The 21,629-nt window shown below is 69.9% G+C and carries 22 protein-coding genes; 7 read left to right on the top strand and 15 right to left on the bottom strand.

Going from position 1 to position 21,629, the window contains the following annotated elements; genetic code table 11:
• Positions 1-87: 87 nt before the first annotated feature.
• Positions 88-906, bottom strand: a complete 819-nt coding sequence (locus E5843_RS03380) for an SDR family oxidoreductase (protein ID WP_136411831.1) — start codon at positions 904-906, stop codon at positions 88-90.
• An 83-nt stretch (positions 907-989) separates the two neighbouring features.
• Here E5843_RS03380 and E5843_RS03375 point away from each other — a divergent pair, with 83 nt between their 5' ends.
• The gene (locus tag E5843_RS03375) at positions 990-1,685 is read left to right on the top strand and encodes a hypothetical protein (protein WP_136411830.1); all 696 of its coding nucleotides are present in this window, start codon (positions 990-992) and stop codon (positions 1,683-1,685) included.
• A 7-nt stretch (positions 1,686-1,692) separates the two neighbouring features.
• On the opposite strand, the gene E5843_RS03370 is transcribed toward E5843_RS03375, so the two are convergent.
• Positions 1,693-2,358, bottom strand: coding sequence for a protein kinase family protein (locus E5843_RS03370; protein ID WP_136411829.1), 666 nt, complete (start codon positions 2,356-2,358; stop codon positions 1,693-1,695).
• Positions 2,359-2,454: 96 nt separating this feature from the next.
• Between E5843_RS03370 and E5843_RS03365 the strand changes: the two genes are divergently transcribed.
• Positions 2,455-4,470, top strand: a complete 2,016-nt coding sequence (locus tag E5843_RS03365) for a bifunctional DedA family/phosphatase PAP2 family protein (RefSeq protein WP_136411828.1) — start codon at positions 2,455-2,457, stop codon at positions 4,468-4,470.
• 16 nt (positions 4,471-4,486) lie between these two features.
• On the opposite strand, the gene E5843_RS03360 is transcribed toward E5843_RS03365, so the two are convergent.
• From E5843_RS03360 to E5843_RS03345, 4 genes are all read right to left on the bottom strand, one after another.
• Complete coding sequence (locus E5843_RS03360) at positions 4,487-5,077, bottom strand: LON peptidase substrate-binding domain-containing protein (RefSeq protein ID WP_141065673.1); 591 nt, start codon at positions 5,075-5,077, stop codon at positions 4,487-4,489.
• 112 nt (positions 5,078-5,189) lie between these two features.
• Positions 5,190-6,569 (bottom strand): UDP-N-acetylmuramate:L-alanyl-gamma-D-glutamyl-meso-diaminopimelate ligase, encoded by a 1,380-nt coding sequence (gene mpl, locus E5843_RS03355; protein ID WP_279631942.1) that lies wholly within the window; start codon positions 6,567-6,569, stop codon positions 5,190-5,192.
• 73 nt (positions 6,570-6,642) lie between these two features.
• The gene (locus E5843_RS03350; RefSeq protein WP_166815870.1) at positions 6,643-7,107 is read right to left on the bottom strand and encodes a hypothetical protein; all 465 of its coding nucleotides are present in this window, start codon (positions 7,105-7,107) and stop codon (positions 6,643-6,645) included.
• 62 nt (positions 7,108-7,169) lie between these two features.
• Complete coding sequence (locus E5843_RS03345) at positions 7,170-7,748, bottom strand: adenylate kinase (protein ID WP_136411826.1); 579 nt, start codon at positions 7,746-7,748, stop codon at positions 7,170-7,172.
• A 164-nt stretch (positions 7,749-7,912) separates the two neighbouring features.
• Here E5843_RS03345 and E5843_RS03340 point away from each other — a divergent pair, with 164 nt between their 5' ends.
• Positions 7,913-9,163, top strand: coding sequence for a 6-phosphofructokinase (locus E5843_RS03340; RefSeq protein WP_141065671.1), 1,251 nt, complete (start codon positions 7,913-7,915; stop codon positions 9,161-9,163).
• A gap of 96 nt (positions 9,164-9,259) precedes the next feature.
• Here the strand turns inward: E5843_RS03340 and E5843_RS03335 are convergent, their stop codons facing one another.
• Positions 9,260-11,143: a M48 family metallopeptidase gene (locus E5843_RS03335; protein WP_141065670.1), complete on the bottom strand. Its 1,884-nt coding sequence runs from the start codon at positions 11,141-11,143 to the stop codon at positions 9,260-9,262.
• A gap of 142 nt (positions 11,144-11,285) precedes the next feature.
• Entirely contained in the window at positions 11,286-11,888 is a 603-nt protein-coding gene (locus E5843_RS03330; protein WP_136411824.1) for a LemA family protein, read from the bottom strand.
• Positions 11,889-11,969: 81 nt separating this feature from the next.
• Between E5843_RS03330 and E5843_RS03325 the strand changes: the two genes are divergently transcribed.
• Positions 11,970-13,358 (top strand): serine hydrolase domain-containing protein, encoded by a 1,389-nt coding sequence (locus tag E5843_RS03325; RefSeq protein WP_134674845.1) that lies wholly within the window; start codon positions 11,970-11,972, stop codon positions 13,356-13,358.
• Positions 13,359-13,523: 165 nt separating this feature from the next.
• Here E5843_RS03325 and E5843_RS03320 read toward each other — a convergent pair whose 3' ends face one another.
• The 5 genes from E5843_RS03320 to E5843_RS03300 form a co-directional block, all read right to left on the bottom strand.
• Positions 13,524-14,159 carry a histone H1-like repetitive region-containing protein gene (locus tag E5843_RS03320; protein WP_208542770.1) on the bottom strand — a complete coding sequence of 212 codons (636 nt, stop codon included), beginning with the start codon at positions 14,157-14,159 and terminating at the stop codon, positions 13,524-13,526.
• A 698-nt stretch (positions 14,160-14,857) separates the two neighbouring features.
• A complete protein-coding gene (gene gcvH, locus E5843_RS03315; protein ID WP_134674847.1) occupies positions 14,858-15,250 on the bottom strand; it encodes a glycine cleavage system protein GcvH in 393 nt (130 codons plus the stop codon).
• Positions 15,251-15,359: 109 nt separating this feature from the next.
• Positions 15,360-16,466: a glycine cleavage system aminomethyltransferase GcvT gene (gcvT, locus tag E5843_RS03310; protein ID WP_141065669.1), complete on the bottom strand. Its 1,107-nt coding sequence runs from the start codon at positions 16,464-16,466 to the stop codon at positions 15,360-15,362.
• 70 nt (positions 16,467-16,536) lie between these two features.
• A complete protein-coding gene (locus E5843_RS03305; protein ID WP_136411822.1) occupies positions 16,537-17,013 on the bottom strand; it encodes an NfeD family protein in 477 nt (158 codons plus the stop codon).
• Between the two features lie 4 nt (positions 17,014-17,017).
• Complete coding sequence (locus E5843_RS03300; RefSeq protein WP_134674853.1) at positions 17,018-17,980, bottom strand: SPFH domain-containing protein; 963 nt, start codon at positions 17,978-17,980, stop codon at positions 17,018-17,020.
• Positions 17,981-18,086: 106 nt separating this feature from the next.
• Between E5843_RS03300 and E5843_RS03295 the strand changes: the two genes are divergently transcribed.
• The 3 genes from E5843_RS03295 to E5843_RS03285 are packed head-to-tail and all read left to right on the top strand — an operon-like array spanning position 18,087 to position 20,328.
• Positions 18,087-18,728: an RNA polymerase sigma factor gene (locus tag E5843_RS03295; protein WP_136411821.1), complete on the top strand. Its 642-nt coding sequence runs from the start codon at positions 18,087-18,089 to the stop codon at positions 18,726-18,728.
• Positions 18,725-19,252 carry a hypothetical protein gene (locus E5843_RS03290; RefSeq protein WP_136411820.1) on the top strand — a complete coding sequence of 176 codons (528 nt, stop codon included), beginning with the start codon at positions 18,725-18,727 and terminating at the stop codon, positions 19,250-19,252. The genes E5843_RS03295 and E5843_RS03290 overlap by 4 nt, the downstream gene beginning before the upstream one ends.
• A 32-nt stretch (positions 19,253-19,284) precedes the next feature.
• On the top strand, positions 19,285-20,328 hold the full coding sequence (locus tag E5843_RS03285) for a PDZ domain-containing protein (RefSeq protein ID WP_141065668.1): 1,044 nt from the start codon (positions 19,285-19,287) through the stop codon (positions 20,326-20,328).
• 3 nt (positions 20,329-20,331) lie between these two features.
• Here E5843_RS03285 and hemP read toward each other — a convergent pair whose 3' ends face one another.
• Together hemP and E5843_RS03275 are read right to left on the bottom strand one after the other, a co-directional pair.
• A complete protein-coding gene (gene hemP, locus E5843_RS03280) occupies positions 20,332-20,529 on the bottom strand; it encodes a hemin uptake protein HemP (RefSeq protein WP_136411818.1) in 198 nt (65 codons plus the stop codon).
• A 101-nt stretch (positions 20,530-20,630) separates the two neighbouring features.
• Entirely contained in the window at positions 20,631-21,602 is a 972-nt protein-coding gene (locus E5843_RS03275) for an aldo/keto reductase (protein ID WP_136411817.1), read from the bottom strand.
• Between the last annotated feature and the right edge of the window lie 27 nt (positions 21,603-21,629).

Below are 21,629 nucleotides of genomic sequence, written 5' to 3'. Positions count from 1 at the left end.
TGCTCGAGGTGGATGCTGCGTCGGTCCGCGACGCCACGGCAATGTCCGGCCACAGCGCAGCCCAGGCAGTGACAGCCCCGTCATGCCTCAATCCAGGAACAGATCCGGATACAGCGGCTTCGACGGGTCGACCGCGTACGCGTCCAGATCCACCACGCCGGCGTCGCGCAGCACCTCGTCGTCGATCAGGAAGCGGCCGCTGAATCCGGCCGCCGGGCGCGTCAGCACCGCGTGCGCGGCGTCGGCCATGATCGCCGGCGTGCGCGCCCCAGCGCTGTCGACGTCGGGGATCATGTTGAGTGCATCGGTGGCGATGATGGTGCGCGGCCACAACGCATTGACCGCCACGCCACGCGGCCCGAACTCCGCCGCCAGGCCCAGGGTCACGAAGCTCATGCCCATCTTCGCCAGCGTATAGCCGGTGTGCGGGCCCCACCACTTCGGGTCCAGCGACGGCGGCGGAGCGAGGGTGAGGATGTGCGGGTTCGGTGCCTCCAGCAGATGCGGCAGGCAGGCCTGCGCGCACAGGAAGCTGCCGCGCGCGTTGACCTGCTGCATCAGGTCGAAGCGCTTCATCGGCGTGTCCAGCGTGCCGCGCAGCCAGATCGCGCTGGCGTTGTTGACGAGGATATCGATGCCGCCGAAGGCATCGACCGTGGCGGCCACGGCGGCGCGCACCTGGTCTTCCTCGCGGATGTCGCACTTCAACGCCAGCGCCTGCCCACCCGCCGCAGTCACCGCCTGGGCCGCGGAATGGATGGTGCCCGGCAGGCGCGGGTTGGCGACGTCGGATTTGGCTGCGATGGCCACGTTGGCGCCATCGCGTGCCGCGCGCTCGGCGATGGCCATGCCGATGCCGCGCGATGCGCCGGTAATAAACAGGGTCTTGCCCGCGAGTGACGCCATGCAACCTCCTCACGCCGGGGACCCGGCGCCCGCCTAGACTCGATGCGTTGCCGGCCATGCGGCGCCGCTGGAGACATCATCCCATGCGATCCACGGTGCTTGCCTGTTTCCTCGCCGCGGCACTGCTGGGCTGCCAGCAGGCGAGCCTCGACCCTGCACCGGAAACGCCGGTGACCGACGCGGCGAACGCACGGTTGCCGCTGCCCGATCACGAGGGCGCGCATGCAGGCGACGCAACAGGCCCGCTGGGGATTGGACCGGACGCGGTCTGGAATGGCCCGGTGGATGCGTGTCGCCAGGACGCGACTGCGATCGATACCTGCCTGCTCGACGCGATGCGCGCCAGCGATGCGACACCCGCCGCGATCGCCGCCAGCGAGCGGCTGCGTGGTCGCGGCGAGGCGGGTTACGTATCGGCCTGGGATGAGCGCGACGGCGTCGGCATCGCGACCATCGAGTACCCGTTCCGCGCCAATACCAACCACGGCACCTGGCTGGTCGACCGCGACGGCCGGCCCACCGACGTCGACAGCCTTGCCGACTCCGCGCTGTCGGTGCCATCGATCGAGGCTTTTCTCGCCGCGCATCCCGATGCGCACCCGTTCGCGCCAGCGGAGTTCGTGGAGCGCCGGGCGCTGCCTGATGGCGGCGTGCGCCTGGTCTATGCCACCGCGATGCGCAGCTGCCACGCCTGCGCGGTGCTTGGCCGCCTGCAGGTCGCCTACGATTTCGATGGCGAGCGGGACTTCGCCGGCCAGCAGGTGCTCGGCCTCGAGTGAGGCCGGCTCAGGGCTTCGGCCCCTGCCCCTCGTTGTCTTCCCAGCGCAGGATGCGTCGCGTCACCACCCGGTAGACCGGCTTGCCGGTGCGGAACCACAGGTTGCGCAGCCACGAGCGCCGCTTCAGCAGTCGCTTCTCCACCGGCGTCAACGCCTCGCGGCAGTACATGCGCTTGTGCTTGAGCAGGTGGCGCAGGTCCTCGCGGAACAGCAGGCGCATCCACCGCGCGCGCGGATCGCCGCGGGTGGCGAGTTGGAAATCGATCAGCGCCGGGCGGCCGTCCTCGAGCACCAGCCAGTTGGCTTCCTTGGCGAGGTCGTTGTGGGCGACACCGCGCCGGTGCAGCTGCTGCAACAACCGGCGCGCCTGGTGGAAATAGGCGACGTCACCGCGCGGCGGGCGCTGGTACATCGCATCGCCGGCCATGAAGCTGCGGTCGAGCCGGCGCCCGGTCCAGTCCAGCAGTGCAGGCGTATCCGGCATGCCGGTGATCGCCTGCAGCGCGCGCGCCTCGCGCCGCGCCAGCCACCACGCCGGCAGGCGCAGCCATAGCGGCACGTGGGCAAGGTCGCGACGCACGAAGCGATGCCCATCCGGCGTGCCCATCAACGAGATGCGACCGAAGCTGTCGGCCTTGAGCGCGCGGAGTTCGATGGCGTCTGAACGGGTCATCCGTGCAGTGTACGCGGGCACCCGGGGCTGACGGCACGCTGGCTGCTGGGCGACCGTTGTCGCAGGTGCCGGCGACGCCGCTGTCATAATGCGGCGATGCTGTCCGAACTCTTCGAGAACACCGTCGGCTGGATCGGCGAACATCCGCTGGCCGCGGGCCTCGTGATCTTCCTGATCGCATTCGCCGACTCCGTGATCATCCTCGGCGCGGTGGTGCCGGCACTGCCGCTGCTGTTCGCGATCGGCGTACTGATCGGCCTGGGCGAGATCTCCGGCCCCTACGCGGTGGCCTGCGCTGCATTGGGCGCATTCGCCGGCGATGGCATCAGCTACTGGATCGGCCGGCGCTGGGGCGGCAGCCTGCGCCAGGTATGGCCGTTCCAGCGCTATCCGCAGCTGCTGGACCGCGGCGAGGTGCTGTTCCGCCGCAACGCGCTGAAGAGCATCGTGATCGCGCGTTATGTCGGCGCGATCCGCCCGTTCGTGCCGGCCATCGCGGGCATCGCGAAAATGCCGTTGCGCCGCTACCTGCCGGTCAGCCTGCTGGCGGCGATTTCCTGGGCGGCACTGTTCCTCGCCCCGGGCTGGATCTTCGGTGCCTCCTACGACGCGGTGGCCGCGGTCGCCGACCGCCTCGCGATCGTGCTGGGCGCGCTCGCGGTCGTGCTGGCGCTGGCGTGGGCGCTGGTCGTCTACACATACCGCTGGTTCGACACCCATGCCAACAAGCTGCTGGCACGGGCGCTGGCATGGTCGCGCGCGCATCCGATCCTCGGCCGCTACGCCGGCGCACTGATCGATCCGCGCCGGCCGGAGTCCGCATCGCTGGCGATCCTGGCGGTCTGCCTGCTGGCGATCGCCTGGGCATGGTTCGCGCTGCTGACCACGGTGCTGATGCGCGGCGAGCCGCTGATGATCGACCTCAGCGTCTACGAAACGATGATTGCGCTGCGCAATCCGCTGGCCGACCGGCTGATGGCCGGCTTCGCCTCCATCGGCGATGCGGTGGTGCTGGTGCCCGCCGCGGGGCTGGCGCTGCTGTGGCTGGTCTGGCGGCGGCGCTTCCTCGCGGCGGCACACTGGCTGGCCGCGCTCGCGTTCGGGCTGGTGCTGACCGCGGGGCTGGAAGCGGTGATCGACGTGCCGCGCCCGCCCACCGCGCACAGCGGGTTCGGCTTCCCGTCGATGACGGTGACGATGACCACCATCACCTTCGGCTTCTTCGCCGTGCTGATCGCCCGCGAACTGCCGGGCCGCAACCGTGTCTGGCCGTACTTGGTGACCGGCGTGACCGTGTCGTTGCTGGGGTTCGCACGCATCTACCTCGGTGCGCACTGGCTCAGCGACGTGGTGGGCGGGGTGCTGCTGGGCGTGGTCTGGCTGCTGGTGCTGGGCCTGGCCTACCGGCGCCACGTGGCGCGCTCGTTCTGGATGCGGCCACTGGCGCTGCTGTTCTACATCACCTTCGCGCTGGCCGCGGCCTGGCATGCGCCGCGTGCGGTCGACCGGTTGCTCGGCGACTTCGTACCGCCGCCGCCCGGCCAGGTCATCACCGAGGCGGAATGGTGGAATACCGGCTGGAAGGCGCTGCCGTCGCGCCGCAATGAACGCAGCGCCGACCTGCGCTGGCCACTCGATGTGCAGGTGGCCGGCCCGCTCGCACCACTGCGCGGGCACCTCGAGCAGCATGGCTGGGTGCCGCAGGCGCAGGCGGACTGGGTGGCCGTGCTCGGCCTGCTCGACGACGACACCCCGGCCGCGCGACAACCGGTGTTGCCCGCCGCCCTCGATACCGAGGCGGAAGTGCTGCTGATGCGTCGCCCGGTGGACGCCGGCCGCGAACAGGTCCTGCGCCTGTGGCACGCGCCGGCGCTGCTCGAAGGCGGCGAGCCGCTGTGGGTAGGCACGGTGCAGACGCTGGACTACACCCGGCCGCTGTTCGGCCTGTTCGGGCTGTGGCAGCCGCAGACCGACGCCCACGATGCCTGGCTGGCGTTGCGCGCCGACGTCGCCGGGTTGGACACGGCCGAAGCCGTGCATCCGCAATCCGGGGTGGCGGTGCTGCGCGTGCGCACCCGCGGTGCAGTGGACGCCACGCCCACCACGCAGTGAACGCGGCGCGGCGCGCTCAGGCCACGTGTTCGAGCAACTGCTGCAGGCGCGCGTGGATATCGTCTTCCTGCAGCAACGCCTGGCGCTCGGGCTCCGCCAGCGGCAGCAGCTCGGCCAACCGCCAGCCGACCCAGGCGGCATCCTCGAAGCGGTGTTCGGGGATGCGCACGACGCTGTCACCAACCGCATGTTCGAGCATGCGCCGCAGCAGTTCCGCCAGCAGCATGTGCTCCGGCCGCGGACGCACGGTCTCGTCGTCGGCCAGCCAGGTCACGTCGGCGACCACCAGCCCGTTGTCGCGCACGCGGGTGTGACGCACGCGGAAGCGGCGCTCGCCACGCACGCGCAGAACCAGCAAGCCGTCGGCACCGCGGTCGAAATCCTCGATCACAGCCAGCGTGCCCACCGCCGCGGGCAGCGCCGGCGCACCGGTTTCGCTGCCCTCCAGGATCAGGCAGACGCCGAATCCGCTGCCGTTCCTGCCGCAGTCGCGGACCAGATCGAGATAACGTGGCTCGAAGATGCGCAGCGCGGTGGCCGCGCCGGGCAGCAGCACGCTCGTCAGTGGAAACAGCGGCAGTGGCGCGATGCCGTCGGACGGGGTCATGACTGCATCCTAGGCGGGATCGCCTGCGGCTCAAAGCCGGAGCGAGCGCCGGCACCATGCCCGGCACGCTCACGCTGCTCGTGCAGCGCGGCGTATCCGTCGTGGGTTGGCGTCACCCGATCGGCGACGCCCTGCGTGCCTGCAGCAGCGCGACGAAACGCCGCGGCGCGCCGTCGAAGCCGCCGTTGGACATGAAGACCACGTGGTCGCCCGGTTCGACCAGTTCGCCCAGCGTGGCCATCAGGGTGTCGACGTCGGGCACGGCGAACGCCTGCCCACGTACCGTCTGCACCACCCGGCCGGCATCCCACGCAAGCTCCGGGCGATGCAGGAACACCACGGCATCGGCGGCGTCGAGCGACGGCGCCAGGCCGTCGGCATGCGCGCCCAGGCGCATGGAATTGCTGCGCGGCTCCATCGCCACCACGATGCGCGCATCGCCGACGCTGGCACGCAGGCCGGCGAGCGTGGTCGCGATCGCGGTGGGATGGTGGGCGAAGTCGTCGTAGACGCGAATGCCGTCGATCTCGCCGACCTGCTCCATCCGCCGCTTCACGCTCCGGAAGCGCGCCAGCGCGGGCAGCAGCGGAGCCGGGTCAACGCCCGCCGCATGGCAGGCGGCGATCGCGGCCAGTGCATTCATCACGTTGTGGCGGCCGAGCAGCGCCCAGCGCACCTCGCCCAGCGACTCGCCGCGATGCAGTACTTCGAAGGCGCGGCCATCGGCATCGATCAGTCGGGCCTGCCATTCGAAGTCGCCGTCGATACCGAAGCGGTCCACCGGCGTCCAGCAGCCCATCGCCAGCACTTCCGCCAGGTGCGCGTCCTCGCCATTGACGACCAGCCGCCCGCCGCCCGGAACGGTGCGCACCAGATGGTGGAACTGGCGCTGGATCGAGGCGAGGTCGGGGAAGATGTCGGCGTGGTCGTACTCGAGGTTGTTGAGGATCGCCACCCGTGGCCGGTAGTGCACGAACTTGCTGCGCTTGTCGAAGAACGCGGTGTCGTATTCGTCGGCCTCGACCACGAACAGCGGGTCCCGGCCCAAGCGCGCGGACACGCCGAAGTCCTCGGCAACGCCGCCGATCAGGAAGCCGCAGTCGCGCCCGGCCGACTGCAGCAGCCAGGCGAGGATGGTCGAGGTGGTGGTCTTGCCGTGGGTACCGGCCACCGCCAGCGTGGTGCGCCCCGGCAACACGTGCTCGGCCAGCCATTGCGCGCCCGAGCCATAGGGGCGACCGGCATCGAGCACCGCTTCCACCGACGCATTGCCGCGCGACAGCGCATTGCCGATCACGACGAGATCGGCGTCATCGCCGATGTGTCCGGGCTGGTAACCCTGGTGGAGGGCGATGCCGAGGCGTTCGAGCTGGGTGGACATGGGCGGATAGACCGCCTGGTCGCTGCCTTCGACCTCGACACCGGCCTCGCGGGCCAGCGCGGCGACGCCGCCCATGAAGGTGCCGGCGATACCGAGGATATGGATCTTCAAGTCGTGCGCTTCCGTGGAACGAGCGCGCACTCTAGCCGAGACGATGGCGGGGTGGCACCGGGGCCGCAGGGCTTCACCCTCGGCCGGGCATCGCCTCCACGCCGAGCAGCACCAGCGCCATCGCCAGCAGCACCGCGCCGGCAACCCGCCGCGAGCGGCCCAGCGCCTGCTGCCAAAGGTCGAGATAACGACGGACCAGTACCGCCATTGCGGCGACGGTGCCCAGGCCCACGAGCACCGCCAGCGCCAGCATCGTGCCCGGGGCGGCCCCGCCTGCATCCGCGACCAGCACCAGCGACACCGGCACCAGTACGGCGTTGCGCACCGCCGCGAGCAGGCCCAGCGCCTGCAGCACCTGCGCACGCAACGGCGTGCGTGCGGCCAGCGCCAGCACGGCCCAGGCCAGCGCGGCCTCCACGGCAAGCAACAGGGCGGTGCGCGTGAAGGCAGGCGGCAGCGCGGACGCGGCCTCGGCAGCCGCCGTGACCGCGAGTGCGATCAGCCATGCAACGACCGCGGCCGGGATGCCGCCAGGCAAAGCGCCGACGGGCGCAGTGCCGCGCAACCAGTGCCAGCCGCGGCGCACCGCCTGCAGGATGCTCAGCCGACCGGCTTCTCGACCTGGATCGCGCCGAGGATGCGGTTGAGCACCTCGTCGAGGCTGCCGACACCGTCGATGACGGTCAGCTGGTCCTGCTGGCGGTAGTACTCGATCACCGGCGCGGTCTGCTGGTCGTACACCTGCAGGCGCTTGCGCACGGATTCGGGATTGTCATCGGCGCGGCCTTCGGCCTGCGCGCGGCCGGCGAGGCGCTCGACCAGCAGTTCGTTGTCGACCTCGAGCTGGATCGCGGCATCGAAGGACTGGCCGAGGTCGGCCAGCAGCTCGCCGAGCGCGGCGGCCTGGGCAAGGTTGCGGGGATAGCCATCGAGGATGAAACCGGCGCGGGTGTCGTCACGCGAGAAGCGGTCACGCAGCATGCCGAGCAGGATGTCGTCGGAGACCAGGTCGCCGCGTGCCATCACTTCCTGCGCCTGCAGGCCGAGCGGCGACTGTGCCGCGACCTCGGCGCGCAACAGGTCGCCGGTGGAAATGTGCGGGACCTGCAGGTATTCCTTCAGCCGTGCCGCCTGCGTGCCCTTGCCCGAACCGGGCGCACCCAAAAGAACCAGTCGCATCGAAGACTCCACTCCTTACAGACAAACGGGAATTCGCCGCAGCCAGGCTCGTCTGGACCATCCGCCGCGCATAGACAGGGCGCACTGTACCGTATCCACCCCGGCCGCCACGAGAGAAATCCGGCACCGCCGCCCTCCTCCTTTCACTGCCGCGAATCCCCACGATGGCCACAGGAAACCTGCTCTACGCCCAGTCCGGCGGCGTCACCGCCGTCATCAATGCCACCGCATCGGGCGTCATCACCGAGGCGCGCGAACGCCGTATCAGGGTGCTCGCCGCACGCGAGGGCATCCTCGGCGCGCTGCGCGAGGACCTTGTCGACACCGCACGCGAGAGCATTGCCTCCATCCGCGCGCTCGCACACACCCCGGGTGGTGCGTTCGGCTCGTGCCGCTACAAGCTGAAATCGCTGGAAGAGGACCGGGCGAAATACGAGCGCCTGCTCGACGTGTTCCGCGCCCACGACGTGCGCTGGTTCCTCTACAACGGCGGCAACGATTCCGCCGACACCGCGCTCAAGGTGTCGCAGCTCGCCGCCGCATCGGATTACCCGCTGACCTGCATCGGCGTGCCGAAGACCATCGACAACGACCTTGCGGTCACCGACTGTTCGCCCGGCTTCGGCTCGGCGGCGAAATACACCGCGGTGTCGGTGCGCGAGGCGGCGCTGGACGTGGCCGCGATGGCGGGCTCGTCCACGCGCGTGTTCGTCTACGAGGCGATGGGTCGCCACGCGGGCTGGCTGGCGGCGGCAGCCGGTCTCGCCGGCGATGGCGCCGATGACGCGCCGCACCTGATCCTGTTCCCGGAGCGGGCGTACGACGAGGCGGATTTCCTCGCCCGCGTGCAGGCGGTGGTCGATCGCGTCGGCTGGTGCGTGGTGGTGGCCAGCGAAGGCATCCGCACCGCCGATGGCCGCTTCGTCGCCGAGTCCGGCGGCGGCACCGATGCGTTCGGGCATGCCCAGCTCGGTGGCGTGGCGCCGTATCTGGCCGGACGGGTCAAGGACGCGCTCGGGCTCAAGGTGCACTGGGCCACGCCCGATTACCTGCAACGCTCGGCACGGCACATCGCGTCGCAGACCGATCTCGAGCAGGCGATCGCCGTCGGCCGCGCCGCGGTGCGCTACGCACTCGAGGGCCGCAACGCGACGATGCCGGCGGTGCGCCGGGTCTCCGACAACCCGTATCGCTGGACGATCGAGCCGGCGCCGCTCGCACGTGTGGCCAACCGCGAGAAGAAGATGCCGGCGGCATTCCTGCGTCGCGACGGCTACGGCATCACCGCCGCCGCGCGTCGCTACCTGCAGCCGCTGGTGCGTGGCGAAGCCTATCCGCCCTACCGTGACGGCCTGCCGGCCTATGTGTCGCTGAAGAACACACCGGTCGCGAAGAAACTGCCGGACTGGCCGTAGGAGCGGCCATGGCCGCGAGACGCGTGGCCCTGCGCGTCGCGCGGGAGCCCCGCTGCTCGCGATGTGAGACAGAACCCGCGCGGCCGTGGGCCGCGCCTACCGGTCGAGCACCGGGGGCAGCGGGCAGTGCAGCACCGCGCACACGGTGCGCAGCAGTTCGGCTTCCGGCACCGAGATGCGGCCGTCGTGGAGGATGGCGTCGGTGATCGCCTCGACCAGCATCTGCTTGGCCAGCGGCTCGAGCCGGTCGAGGGGATCCCATACCGCATCGAGCGCCTGCACCGGGTCTTCGGGCGGCGTGTACGCCACGTGGTCGCGCGGCAGCACGCGCTGCAGGCCGGCGAGGTAGGCGCGCCGCGCGGCGTCCGCGTCATCGGGATGGCCGGCCTGCGCGACCACCGCGAGCAGGGCAGCGAATTCCTGCCTGACATTGCCCGCACGCTGGCGCCCGAAGCGCGCATGCCGGCCCGGATCGAGCGATTCGGTGACCTGTACCTGCAACAGCCGCCCCAGGCAGTACTCGAACAGCGAGACCCGGCGATCGGCATGGACCATCGCCTCGACCACGTCGAGGAACACCGCGAGTTCCGGGCGTGGACGCAGACGCAGGACCGGGAAGGCGAGCTGCGCCAGCGGCAGCCGCTGCATCGGATGCAGCTCGTGCATCGCATCGCGCAGGTGGATCGCCAGGTCGGCCACGGGCATGCCCATCCGCGCGACGATCTCCGCACGCTGCCGCCCGCGGATGCCGTCGTCACCGTCGAGCAGCAACGCGAACAGCAACGGCATCACCTCGTCACGCCGGCGCGCCGCCTGCTGCAGCACGACGGGGATCGAGGCCACGATCGCGCCTGCACGCACCCAGTCCTGGTCCTCGGGCTCGGCCACGTGCGCGGCAACCATCGGTGCGGTCACCGCGAGCCTGGCGTGGGGCGACGGCAGCGCGCCGTCGTCGCGCGCAGCCAGCCCGAGCTGCACGTCCTCTTCCAGCCCGTTGGGCGGAGACCGCAGCCAGCGCGCCTGCAGGCCGGTCATCTGTTCGCCGGTGAATCCGGGCTCCAGCGCCTGGATGCGTCGCAGCAACGGCGGATGGGTGGCGAACAGCCCACTCAGACCGATGCCATCGCCGAACAGCATGTGGCTGATCTCTTCCGCATCGGCGCGCTCCTGCAGGCGCGAGCCTTCGCCGACGCCGCCGATCTTCTTCAGCGCCCCGGCCAGCCCCTGCGTCTGCCGGGTGAACTGCACCGCCGAGGCATCGGCGAGCACTTCGCGCGAGCGGCTCACGCCGGCCTTGATCATGCGTCCGAAGAACACCCCTGCGTAGCCGATCACCAGGCAGATCACCGCCATCAGCATCACGAAGGTCGCGTCGCGGCCGCGCGCGCCACCGGCATGCAGCAGGATCCTGCGCCCGATCAGGCCGAGCATCAGGATCCCGAACAGCACGCCCATCAGGCGGATGTTGATCCGCATGTCGCCGTTGAGCACGTGGCTGAACTCGTGCGCGATCACGCCCTGCAGTTCGTCGCGATTGAGCCGCTCGAGCGCGCCGCGGGTCACCGCCACCGCCGCATCGGTCGGCGAATAACCGGCCGCGAAGGCATTGATGCCCTGCTCCTGTTCGAGCACGAACAGCGCCGGCACCGGCACGCCGGAGGCGATGGCCATTTCCTCGACCACGTTGCGCAGGCGGCGCAACTGCGGGTCGGCGGTGTCCTCGGGCACCGCCACGCCACCGAGCTGGGTGGCCACGCGTTCACCGCCCGCACGCAGGCTGGCCATGCGGTACAGCGAGCCGAGGCCGATGATCATCACGGTGACGATGCTCGCGCCGACCAGGGTGCCGACGCTGCCACCGAAGAACAGCAGCACCGCCACGTCCACCAGCACCACGATGCACAGCACCGCCAGCGCGAACAGCACGACCAGCCGGGTGGTGTTGCGCCGCGCCTGCGCCTGCCGCTCGAAGAAGTTCATTTGAGGGACGTGATTCGTGATTCGTGATGGGTGATCGGGAAACGCAGGAACCGGGGCACTGCGCATCGAACGGACCGCCCAGGTCGTCCGGATGTACTAGCGCCCTTCCCCATCACGGATCACCAATCACCATTCCCGGCCTTCAGAACTGCACCTTCGGCGCCTCGCGCACCTCGGCACGGTCGGCGGCGATCTCCAGCAGCGCGGCCTGTTCGAAGCGGAACATGCCGGCGACGACGCTCGAGGGGAACACCTCGCGCTTGTTGTTGTAGGCCATGACCGCGTCGTTGTAGGCCTGGCGCGCGAAGGCGACCCGGTTCTCGGTGCTGGTCAGCTCTTCGGTGAGCTGCATCATGTTCTGGCTGGCCTTGAGGTCCGGATAGGCCTCGACCACCGCCAGCAGCCGCCCGAGCGCGCCGTTGAGTGCACCCTGGGTCTGCGCCAGTTCGGCCATCGCCGCCGGGTCGCCCGGGTTGGCCGCCGCCGCCTGCAGGCCGTTGATCGCCGCGCCACGCGCCGCAACCACCGCTTCCAGCGTCTGCCGCTCGTGGGAGAGATAACCCTTGGCGGTCTCGACCAGGTTGGGAATCAGGTCGAAGCGACGCTGCAGTTGCACGTCGATCTGCGCGAAGGCGTTCTTGAATGCGTTGCGGGCGGTGACGAGGCCGTTGTAGATGCCCACGCCCCACATCGCGAGAACCACTGCCAGGCCGACAATTACCAGCAGGATCAGCATGCTACCCATCAAAGCTCCCCTTATTCATGCAAGACAGGAATCAGGCGTTATGATCGGCCCGCAAGCAAGCATACGCAGGGGACAGACCCGATGAAAGACAAGGTGCTTCGCCGTCGGTGGGGACGCGCATGGCAACTTGGACTGGTCGGCATGTTGATGCCACTGGCCCTTGGCACAACCGCACAGGATCTTCCGCTGCAGGCGCAGGTCGTGCCGCCCGCGGCCGAGCCGATGCCGGTGTTCCCGCGCCCGACCGACGGTCGCCCGGAACAGCGGCCGCCGCCGTCAACCGCGAAGCCGTTGCCATCCTCGTTCGACGTGCGTGAGTTCGAGGCGATGGCGCAGGCACTGGTCGCCGACCAGCGCGTGCCCGGGCTGGCGATGGCCATCGTCCACAACGGCCGCGTGCTCAGCGCGCGTGGCTACGGCATCACCGATGTGCGCGCCGCCGAACCGGTGGATGCGCACACCGTGTTCCGGCTGGCATCGCTGTCGAAGTCGTTCGCCGGCACCATCGCCGGCGTGCTGGTGTCCGAAGGCGCACTGCGCTGGGACAGCAAGGTGGTCGACTACATGCCCGGCCTGCGCCTGGCCGATCCCAGTGCCGCCCAGCGGGTGACCGTGGCCGACGTGCTGAGCCATCGTGTCGGTCTGCCACGCCACACCTATGATCGCGACATCGAGGCCGGCACCGACTACACGACCCTCGTGCAACGGCTGTCCGCGGCCAACATGGCGTGCGCGCCCGGCGACTGCTACGGCTACCAGAACGTGGCCTTCAGCCTGGTGGGCGACGTGGTGTTCGCGACGTCGGGCCAGTTCTTCAGCGAGGCGGTATCACGGCGGCTGTTCAAGCCACTGGGAATGAATGACGCCAGCTACGGCCTGGAAGGCATCCAGGGCAGCCCACGCTGGGCGAAGCCGCATGTGCGTGCCAATCGCGGTTGGGCCTCGCTGATGCCCAAGCCGACCTACTACCGCGTGGCGCCCGCCGCCGGCGTCAATGCCAGCATCAGCGACATGGCGCAGTGGCTGATCGCCCACACCGGCCATCGTCCGGACGTACTGCCCGCGCCGCTGCTGGCCACCCTGCATTCGCCGATCGTCGGCACGCCCGGCGAGATGCGCAGCCGCGCAGGTTCCTGGCGGCGCGAACGCCTCAACGCGGCCGGCTACGGCCTCGGCTGGCGCGTCTACGATTACGCCGGCCATCGCGTGGTCTTCCACGGTGGTGCGGTGCAGGGCTACCGCGGGGTGATGGCGATGCTGCCCGAGCGCGACTTCGGCATGGTGGTGCTGTGGAACAGCGAGAGCAGCCTGCCGTCGGGCCTGATGCCGACCATCCTCGACCGCGCGCTCAACCTCGAGCACCACCGCTGGCTGGATGTCGATATCGATGACGTGCTCTACGCCGAACGTGTCGAGGACAGCACCACCCCGGGGGCGGCGGCATCCAGCGCACACGCCCGGCCGCATTGACGGGCCGCGGCGCTCCCACGCGAACGGTGCACCGACCCATGCACGCGCTCTCGCGCTGACCGGCCAAGCCGCGGACGCGACGGCGCCTCCCCCACAGACAAACAAAAACCCCCTCCGCCTGGGCAGCGGAAGGGGTCAGGGCTGACGCCGCCTTCTGGGTGCGGCTTACATCAGCGGAGTCGGCGCCGCCGGGATCGCGACCGGCGCTGGCTTCTTCGCCGCACGACGCGGCATCTTCTTGGCAGCTGCCTTGCGCGGCGCGGCCTTCTTGGCGGTCGCCTTGCGGGCAGTCTTCTTGGCAGCAACCTTGCGGGTCGCGGCCTTCTTCGCCGTCGACTTGCGTGCGGTTGCCTTCTTGGCGGCTGGACGCTTCGCAACGGCCTTCTTTGCGGTCTTGCGGGTCGCCGCCTTCTTCGCGGTCGACTTGCGGCCGGTCGCGGCCTTGCGTGCCGTCGACTTCTTCGCTGCCGCCTTGCGCGCGGTGGTCTTCTTCGCTGCCGACTTGCGGGCAGTGGTCTTCTTGGCTGCAGCCTTGCGGGCGGTGGTCTTCTTCGCCGTGGCCTTGCGTGCAGTGGTCTTCTTCGCCGCCGCCTTGCGGGCGGTTGCCTTCTTGGCGACCTTGCTCACGCGCTTGGTCGCCGCGGCTTTCTTGGCAGTCTTCTTGGCTGCCGATTTCTTGGTGGCTTTCTTCGTGGCCATGGGATGGCTCTCCTCGTCAATGGAACTTCGGGTACTACGTGCCCAGTTCGCGAACGCCGCGGGGATCGGACCCGCGACCAACCGCCGACGCGCAACGCGCATCGGGACGGATACCTGCGTCGCGTTCCGACCGGTACCCGCTACCGGTTCGACGTGCGACGCGCCCGCAAGAAAACGCCCGTGCCGGAGTGGCGCGGGCGTGGTCGATACGGGGTGCTGTTTTTGCAGGGGAGACGATTGCTGATTCCACCTTCTGGAATTTCGGGGCGGAAGGTTGCGTTGTCGCGCGCGATGTCGTCCCGGCCTTGATCACTCGTCCCTGCGGTTGCGTGGTTTCGGCGAAACCTAATCACGCTTTTTTCGACTGTCAACACCCGTCGTCGAAAGTCGTTGCGCGCATCTGCACACGCTCTCCACATCCGGCACCGCGTTGGCACCGCCACGATCCGTCCGCATGGATGCGTGCGTTGCATCCACCGGATGTCGCGTCGGTAACGGATGCTGTTTTCAAGTGCTTTTCAGACACGTGCATCGTTGCGTGCGCGTGTCGTGCATGGCGCGCCGTGCAGGCCGATGTCGACGACGCGCTCGCGGCGACGTCGATGACGAGGTTGCAGTGCAACCCGGCAAGACCTTGCTTCTTGCGCGCTGCAGCGACGCCTTTGCGCGGAACTGCGCGGGCCGAAGCAGCTGATCCGCATGCAGTGCATGCCTTCCGTGCATGGCCGATGTCATCGTGGCGCAAACGAAAACGCCGCCCTCGAGGGCGGCGCTTCGGTGCAACGGATGGATCGAACGACTCAGTCGGCGTCGTCGAGCAGCGCCGCGTAGTCGTCGGGATCGAGCAGTTCGTTGAGCTGCTCGCTGTCCTCGATTTCCACCGCGAAGATCCAGCCTTCGCCGAACGCGTCCTCGTTGATCGTCTCCGGCTTGTCGGCGAGATCGGAGTTCACCGCGACGACGGTGCCGGTGACCGGCGAGTAGACGTCGGACGCGGCCTTGACCGACTCGACCACGGCGGCACCGGTGCCGGCCTCGACGCGGTCTCCCACGCTGGGCAGGTCGACATAGACGAGGTCACCCAGCAGGCCCTGGGCATGGTCGGAGATGCCGACCGTGACCCGGCCATCGCCCTCGACGCGGGCCCATTCGTGGGATTTGAGGAACTTCAGGTCGCCGGGGATCTCGCTCATGTTGGGCTCCGAATCTGGGGGTTGTCAGGGTGCGGCCAAGTGTAGCTGCGGAGGTGCGCGAAGCGCAGGCCGATCGCTGTCGCGCGCAAGGCGGTTAGGGAATGCAGGATCAGTCGAGGACGCCGGGCTGGGCCTGGCCGTCGCGCACGAACGGGAACTTCACCGTGCGCACCGGAACCTCGCGTCCGCGGATGTCCACGCGCACCTGGCCGGCGTCGCCCGCGGGGATGCGTGCGAAGGCGATCGCCTTGCCGAGCGTGGGCGAAAACGTGCCGGACAGGATCTCGCCCTCGCCGGCATCACTGAGCACGCGCTGGCCGTGGCGCAGCACGCCCTTCTCGTCCATGACCACACCGATGAGCTGGCGTGCGTCGCCGTCGGACTGCTGGCGCTCGAGGCGTTCGCGACCGATGAAGTCGCGGCCTTCGTCGAGCGACACCGTCCAGCCCAGGGCCACCTCGTACGGCGTGACCGACTCGTCCATGTCCTGGCCGTACAGCGCAAGGCCCGCCTCGAGGCGCAGCGTGTCGCGCGCACCGAGGCCGGCCGGCTTCACCCCCGCCGCCAGCAGTGCGTCCCACAGCGCGACCGCACCGCCCTGCTCCAGCACGACTTCGAAACCGTCCTCGCCGGTGTAACCGGTACGGGCGACGAACAGATCGGCGCCGTGCGCGGAACGCACGTTGATCGCGGCGAAGCGACCGAGGCCGGCCAAAACGTCGCGGTCCGCCGCGTCGACCAGCCCCAGCACGCGCTCGCGGGCAGCCGGGCCCTGCACGGCGATGATCGCGAGCTCCGCACGCTCGACCACGTCGACGTCGAACGCCGCGGCGTGGCGGCCGATCCAGGCGAGGTCCTTGTCGCGGGTGCCGGCGTTGACCACCAGTCGGTACCAGCCGTCGTCCATGTAGTAGACGATGAGGTCGTCGACCACCCCGCCCTGCTCGTCGAGCATGCAGCTGTAGATCGCCTTGCCCTTCTTCTTCAGCTTGTCGACGGAGTTGGCCAGCAACCGCCGCAGGAACTCGCGCACGCGCTCGCCACGCAGGTCGACCACGGTCATGTGGCTGACATCGAACATGCCAGCATCGCGGCGCACCTGGTGGTGCTCCTCGATCTGCGAACCGTAGTTGAGCGGCATGTCCCAGCCGCCGAAATCCACCATGCGCGCGCCGAGCGCGCGATGGCTGTCATTGAGGATGGTCTTGCTGGTCATGGGAGAGGCCCTTGTTGCGAAAGTGCCCGATTATCCCAGAGCGCCCGGGGCCGTGCCCCGGGCCTTTCGTCTACCCCAGCGGGGGCGTTCCGCCGCCTTGCCCGGCGTGCCCATGTCCCGCGGACTCGACCAGCAGGACCATGCCGTCCGCGCCGGTCACCCGCACCGGCGCGCCGACAGGAAGGTCCGGGCCGGCCACGACCCAGAAGGCGTCGCCGATCTTGACCCGGCCGCGCCCGTCCACGATCGCGGTTTCCACCGGCACCACGCGCCCCAGGTGGTGGGCGGCGCGACGGTTGAGCGTCGGGTGGTCGCTGGTGCGGCCGCTCCCGCGGAACCAGGTGCGGTAGACCTGGATCGACACGAAGCTCAGCACCACGAACGCCGCCACCTGCCACAGCAGGCCGATCCCCGGCACCAGCAGCACGCCGACGAACATGGCGGCCGCGGCGAAGCCCATCCACAGCATGAAGGCACCGGGCGCGAGCGTCTCCGCCGCGAACAGCAGCAGCGCCACCGCCGCCCACGCAACCACTTCCCAGCGCATGGCCTCAGCCTCCGCGCGGCGTCTGCACGCCGCGGGCGGTGGCACCGGCCTGCTGCTTGCCGAGCGCCTCGCGGGCCAGTTCGGCGATGCCGCCGATCGAGCCGATCACGCCGCTGGCCTCCATCGGCATCAGCACGAACTTCTGGTTCGGCGCGGTGGCGAGTTCACGGAATGCCTCGACGTACTTCTGCGCGATGAAGTAGTTGATCGCCTGCACGTCGCCGTTGGCGATCGCATCCGACACCATCTGGGTGGCCTTGGCCTCGGCTTCGGCCAGGCGCTCGCGCGCCTCGGCTTCGCGGTACGCGGCTTCCTTGCTGCCTTCGGCCTGCAGGATCGCCGCCTGCTTGTCGCCCTCGGCACGCAGGATCTCCGACTGACGATGCCCCTCCGCCTCGAGGATCACCGCGCGGCGTTCGCGCTCGGCCTTCATCTGCCGCGCCATCGAATCGATGAGGTCGCGCGGCGGCTGGATGTCGCGGATCTCGATGCGGGTGACCTTGATGCCCCACGGATGGGTGGCCTGGTCGACCACGTTGAGCAGCTGCGCATTGATGGTCTCGCGGTTGGACAGCGATTCGTCCAGGTCCATCGAGCCGATCACGGTACGGATGTTGGTCTGCACCAGCGCGATGGTGGCGATCTCGAGGTTGGCGACCTCGTAGGCGGCCTTGGCGGCATCGAGCACCTGGAAGAACACGACGCCGTCCACGCGCACCACCGCGTTGTCGCGGGTGATGACGTCCTGGCTGGGCACGTCGAGCACCTGCTCCATCATGTTGACCTTGCGGCCGACGCCGTAGACCACCGGGATCAGGAAGTGCAGGCCCGGATCCAGCGTGTGGGTGTACTTGCCGAAGCGCTCGACCGTCCATTCGTAACCCTGCGGCACCATGCGCACCGTCTTGAACAGCACGATGATGCCGGCCAGCAATACGACTGCGGTGAGAAAACCGGTCGCGCCCATGAGTGATCCCTCGTGTGATTGTTCCCCGTGACGGAGTATAGGGCTGGGGTGTGACCCGGCGTCCGCGGTTGCGACGCTTTCCATGCCCACTGCATCTAACCCATCGATGCCACTGTCCAGCCACCCATTGCAGGCCGCAGGCGCGCCGCCCGTCGCGATGTCGCCACCGCCGCCCACGTCGGCGTCGGGCTTCGCGATCGACGTGCCCGGCGCGTTGCTGCAGCGCGCGCGGGCCGGCGAGCGCGCCGCGTTCGAGCAGCTGTACCGCTGGTTCGAACGGCCGACGTTCACGCTGGCGCTGCGCATCTGCGGCGACCGCGAGGCTGCGGCCGACGTGCTGCAGGACACGATGCTGAAGATGATCGATAGCATCGGCGAGTTCCGCGGCGCCTGCCCGTTCTGGGGCTGGCTGCGGCAGATCGCGGTCAACGAGGCGCTGATGCGGCTGCGTCGTGGACGCCGCTTCGAAGGCCATCTCGATGTCGACGAGCACGAGCTTGCCGGTGACGTGCCACCGCCGAGCGCCGCCGCCGACGCTGCCGCCTTGCAGCGCGCGTTGGCCGGCCTGCCGGTGATCACCCGCAGCGTGCTCTGGCTGTACCACGCCGAAGGCTTCACCCACGAAGAGATCGGCGCGCTGATGGAACGCACGCCCAGCTTCTCCAAATCGCAGGTCGCGCGCGGCACCCGTCGCCTGCGCGAACTGCTCGAAACACCGTCCCCCGCATCCGCCGGAGCGTTGCCATGACCAATCCCCACATGCCGCCGCCCGCCACCTGGCCCGAGGCCTTCGCCCGCCTGCCGCTGGCGTCGCCAGCTGCTGGCGGCTGGGACGCTATCGCACACCGGCTGCCCCGGGCGACGCCACGCCCGCGGCGCTGGCCGCTGTGGACCGCGCTGGCCGCCTCGCTGCTGCTCGCCGTCGCGCTGCCGGTGCGTTGGCTCGCACCCGACGCGCCTGCCCCGCCCGCGCCTGCGAGCGACGTGGCGACCCTGCAGAATGAATCCGCGCGGCTCGAGGCACTGCTGCCGTTGCTGGCCGACGACCGGGTCGCAAGCGGCACCGCGGCACTGATGTCCGGCGAGCTCGAACTGCGCCTGGCCGAGATCGATGCCGGCCTGGGCGACCCGGCGCTCGACCCGCAGGCGCGGGAACGACTGTGGCGTTCGCGCGTGGACACCCTGCTCGCGCTGGTGCAGTTCGAAGGCGAACGCTCGTGGCTTGCCGCGCAGGGTTCGCGCTTCGACACCGCACTGGTGCAGATCGACTGACTTTTCCACCCATCCTCTATCCGGAGACGACCATGATCCGCCGCCCCCCTGCCATCGCCGCGCTCGCGCTTGCCGTTGCGCTGGTCACCGGTGCCGCCAGTGCCCAGGACAGCGATAGCCGTACCCTGGAGCAGGCGCGTGCCGACCTCCAGCGCGCGGCGGCCCGTGTCGCCGCGCTGTCCGCCGACACCGCAGCGCATGCAGTGCGCCGGCACACCCGACCGGTCCTGGGCGTGGTGCTTGCACCCGATGCCGATGCCGGCGTGCGTATCGCCGCGGTCACCCCCGGCAGCGCGGCGGACGATGCCGGACTGCGCAGCGGCGACCGCCTCGTCGCCATCGGCGGCACCGCCATCCTCGGCCGCGATGGCGAGCTGCGGCTGGACAACGCGCGCGGGTTGCTGCGTGGCCTCACCGCCACCACGCCGGTGCGGCTCGACTACGAGCGTGCGGCTCGCCGCGCGTCCGTCACCGTGACCCCACGCCCCGGTACCGGCGTGGCGGTGCTGTCCGGCACCGAACTCGCGCGCACGCTCGAAGGCGTGCGCGAAGGGCTCGACGGTGTGGACATGCGCGAGGTCGGCGAGCGCGTGCGCATCGCCACCAGCGGCATTGGCGACGAGGTCGCACGTGCGCTGGCGGCCGCCGGTGTCGACGCCAACTGCGAGGGCAGCGACTGCGGCACGCCACGGCTGTTGTCGGCGGTGCGCTGGAGCGGGCTCAACCTCGCCGCGCTGGATGCCGACCTCGGACGCTATTTCGGCGCCGACCGTGGCGTGCTGGTGCTGTCGACCGGCAGCATCGATGGCCTGCGCGCGGGCGATGTGATCCAGCGCGTCGACGGCCAGCCGGTCGCGACGCCACGCGACGTGATGCAGCGCCTGCGCGACCGCGACGAAGGCGAGCGCGTATCGATCACCTACTTGCGCGACCGCAGGACCGGCACCGCCGACGTCGCGGTACCTCGGCAGCGGTCGCTGCGCCTGGTGGCGCCGCCGGCACCGCCCGCACCCCCGCGCCCGCCGGCCGCTCCGAGGCCACCGGCACCGCCGGCACCGCCGCCGGATGCCGGTTGACTGCTACTTGGTCAGGATCAGCTTGTCGTTGCGGGTATGGCGCAGGCGGTAGAGCTCGTTGCCGTGGCGGATGCAGACCTCGCGCTGGCCGGCCAGCAGGCGGGCGCTGTCGAGCAGGAGCTGCTCCGGCGCCGCGGCATAGGCCGCTGGCACTGGCGCCGAGGGGTCGTGGAGAGGGTCGGGCGAACGATCGAGCGACATTCGGCAGCCTCGGTAGGGGAGGCCGCGACAATAATGATTCTCATTACGACGCTCAAGTGGCGCTCCCGACACGCCGACCGGCGGCGCTGCCCTGACCCGGGTCAGCGTTCCCGCGTCACCGCCTCGATCCGCCGCCACGCCGAGGTGTCGACGCGCTCGAGCAGCTCCAGCGCCTGCAGATTCTCCAGCAACTGCGACACGCGGCTGGCGCCGGTCAGCACCGTCGACACATGTGGGTTGCGCAGGCACCAGGCGATCGCCAGCGGCGCCGGCGCCATGCCGAGTTCGGCGGCGAGGCCGGTAAAGGCACGCGCGCGCTCCAGCCGGGAGGGATCCTCGAGCAGCAGCTCGCGCAGCCAGGCGTAGGCCGGTTGCCCGAGGCGGCTGTCGTCGGCGATGCCGTCGTTGTACTTGCCGGTGAGCAGGCCGGAGCCCAGCGGTGACCACACCGTGGTGCCCAGGCCCAGTTCGCCGTAGAGCGGTGCGTATTCCAGCTCCACGCGCCGGCGGTGCAACAGGCTGTATTCCGGCTGCTCCATCGTCGGCGGATGCAGCCGGTGCTTGCGCGCGAGGTCGGCGGCTTCCATCACCCGCTCGGCCGGCCATTCCGAGGTGCCCCAGTACAGCACCTTGCCCTGGCGGATCAGCGTGTCCATCGCCCATACGGTTTCCGCGACCGGCGTATCCGGGTCGGGCCGGTGGCAGAAGAACAGATCGAGGTAGTCCACGCGCAGCCGCCGCAGTGCGGCGTGGCAGGCGTCGTGCACGTGCTTGCGCGAGAGCCCGCGCTGGGTCGGGCGCGGCTCGGCGGCCGAGCCGAAGTAGACCTTGCTCGACACGCAGTAGCCATCGCGCGGCAGCCGCAGGTCGCCGATGACATCGCCCATGATCCGCTCGGCATCGCCATGGACGTAGCCCTCGGCGTTGTCGAAGAAGTTGATGCCGTGGTCCCAGGCGGCGGCGACCAGTTCGCGCGCCTCGCCGCGGCCGATGCGGCTGCCGAACGTGGCCCACGCGCCGAGCGACAGCGCGGACAGCTGCAGGCCGGACTGGCCGAGTCGGCGGTACTGCATCGGGAGGCTCCAGGGACGGCGCTCCAG

The organism is Luteimonas yindakuii (genome assembly GCF_004803715.2).
GTDB classification, from domain to species: Bacteria; Pseudomonadota; Gammaproteobacteria; order Xanthomonadales; family Xanthomonadaceae; genus Luteimonas; species Luteimonas yindakuii.
This window is presented reverse-complemented; position numbering and strand designations above follow the sequence as displayed.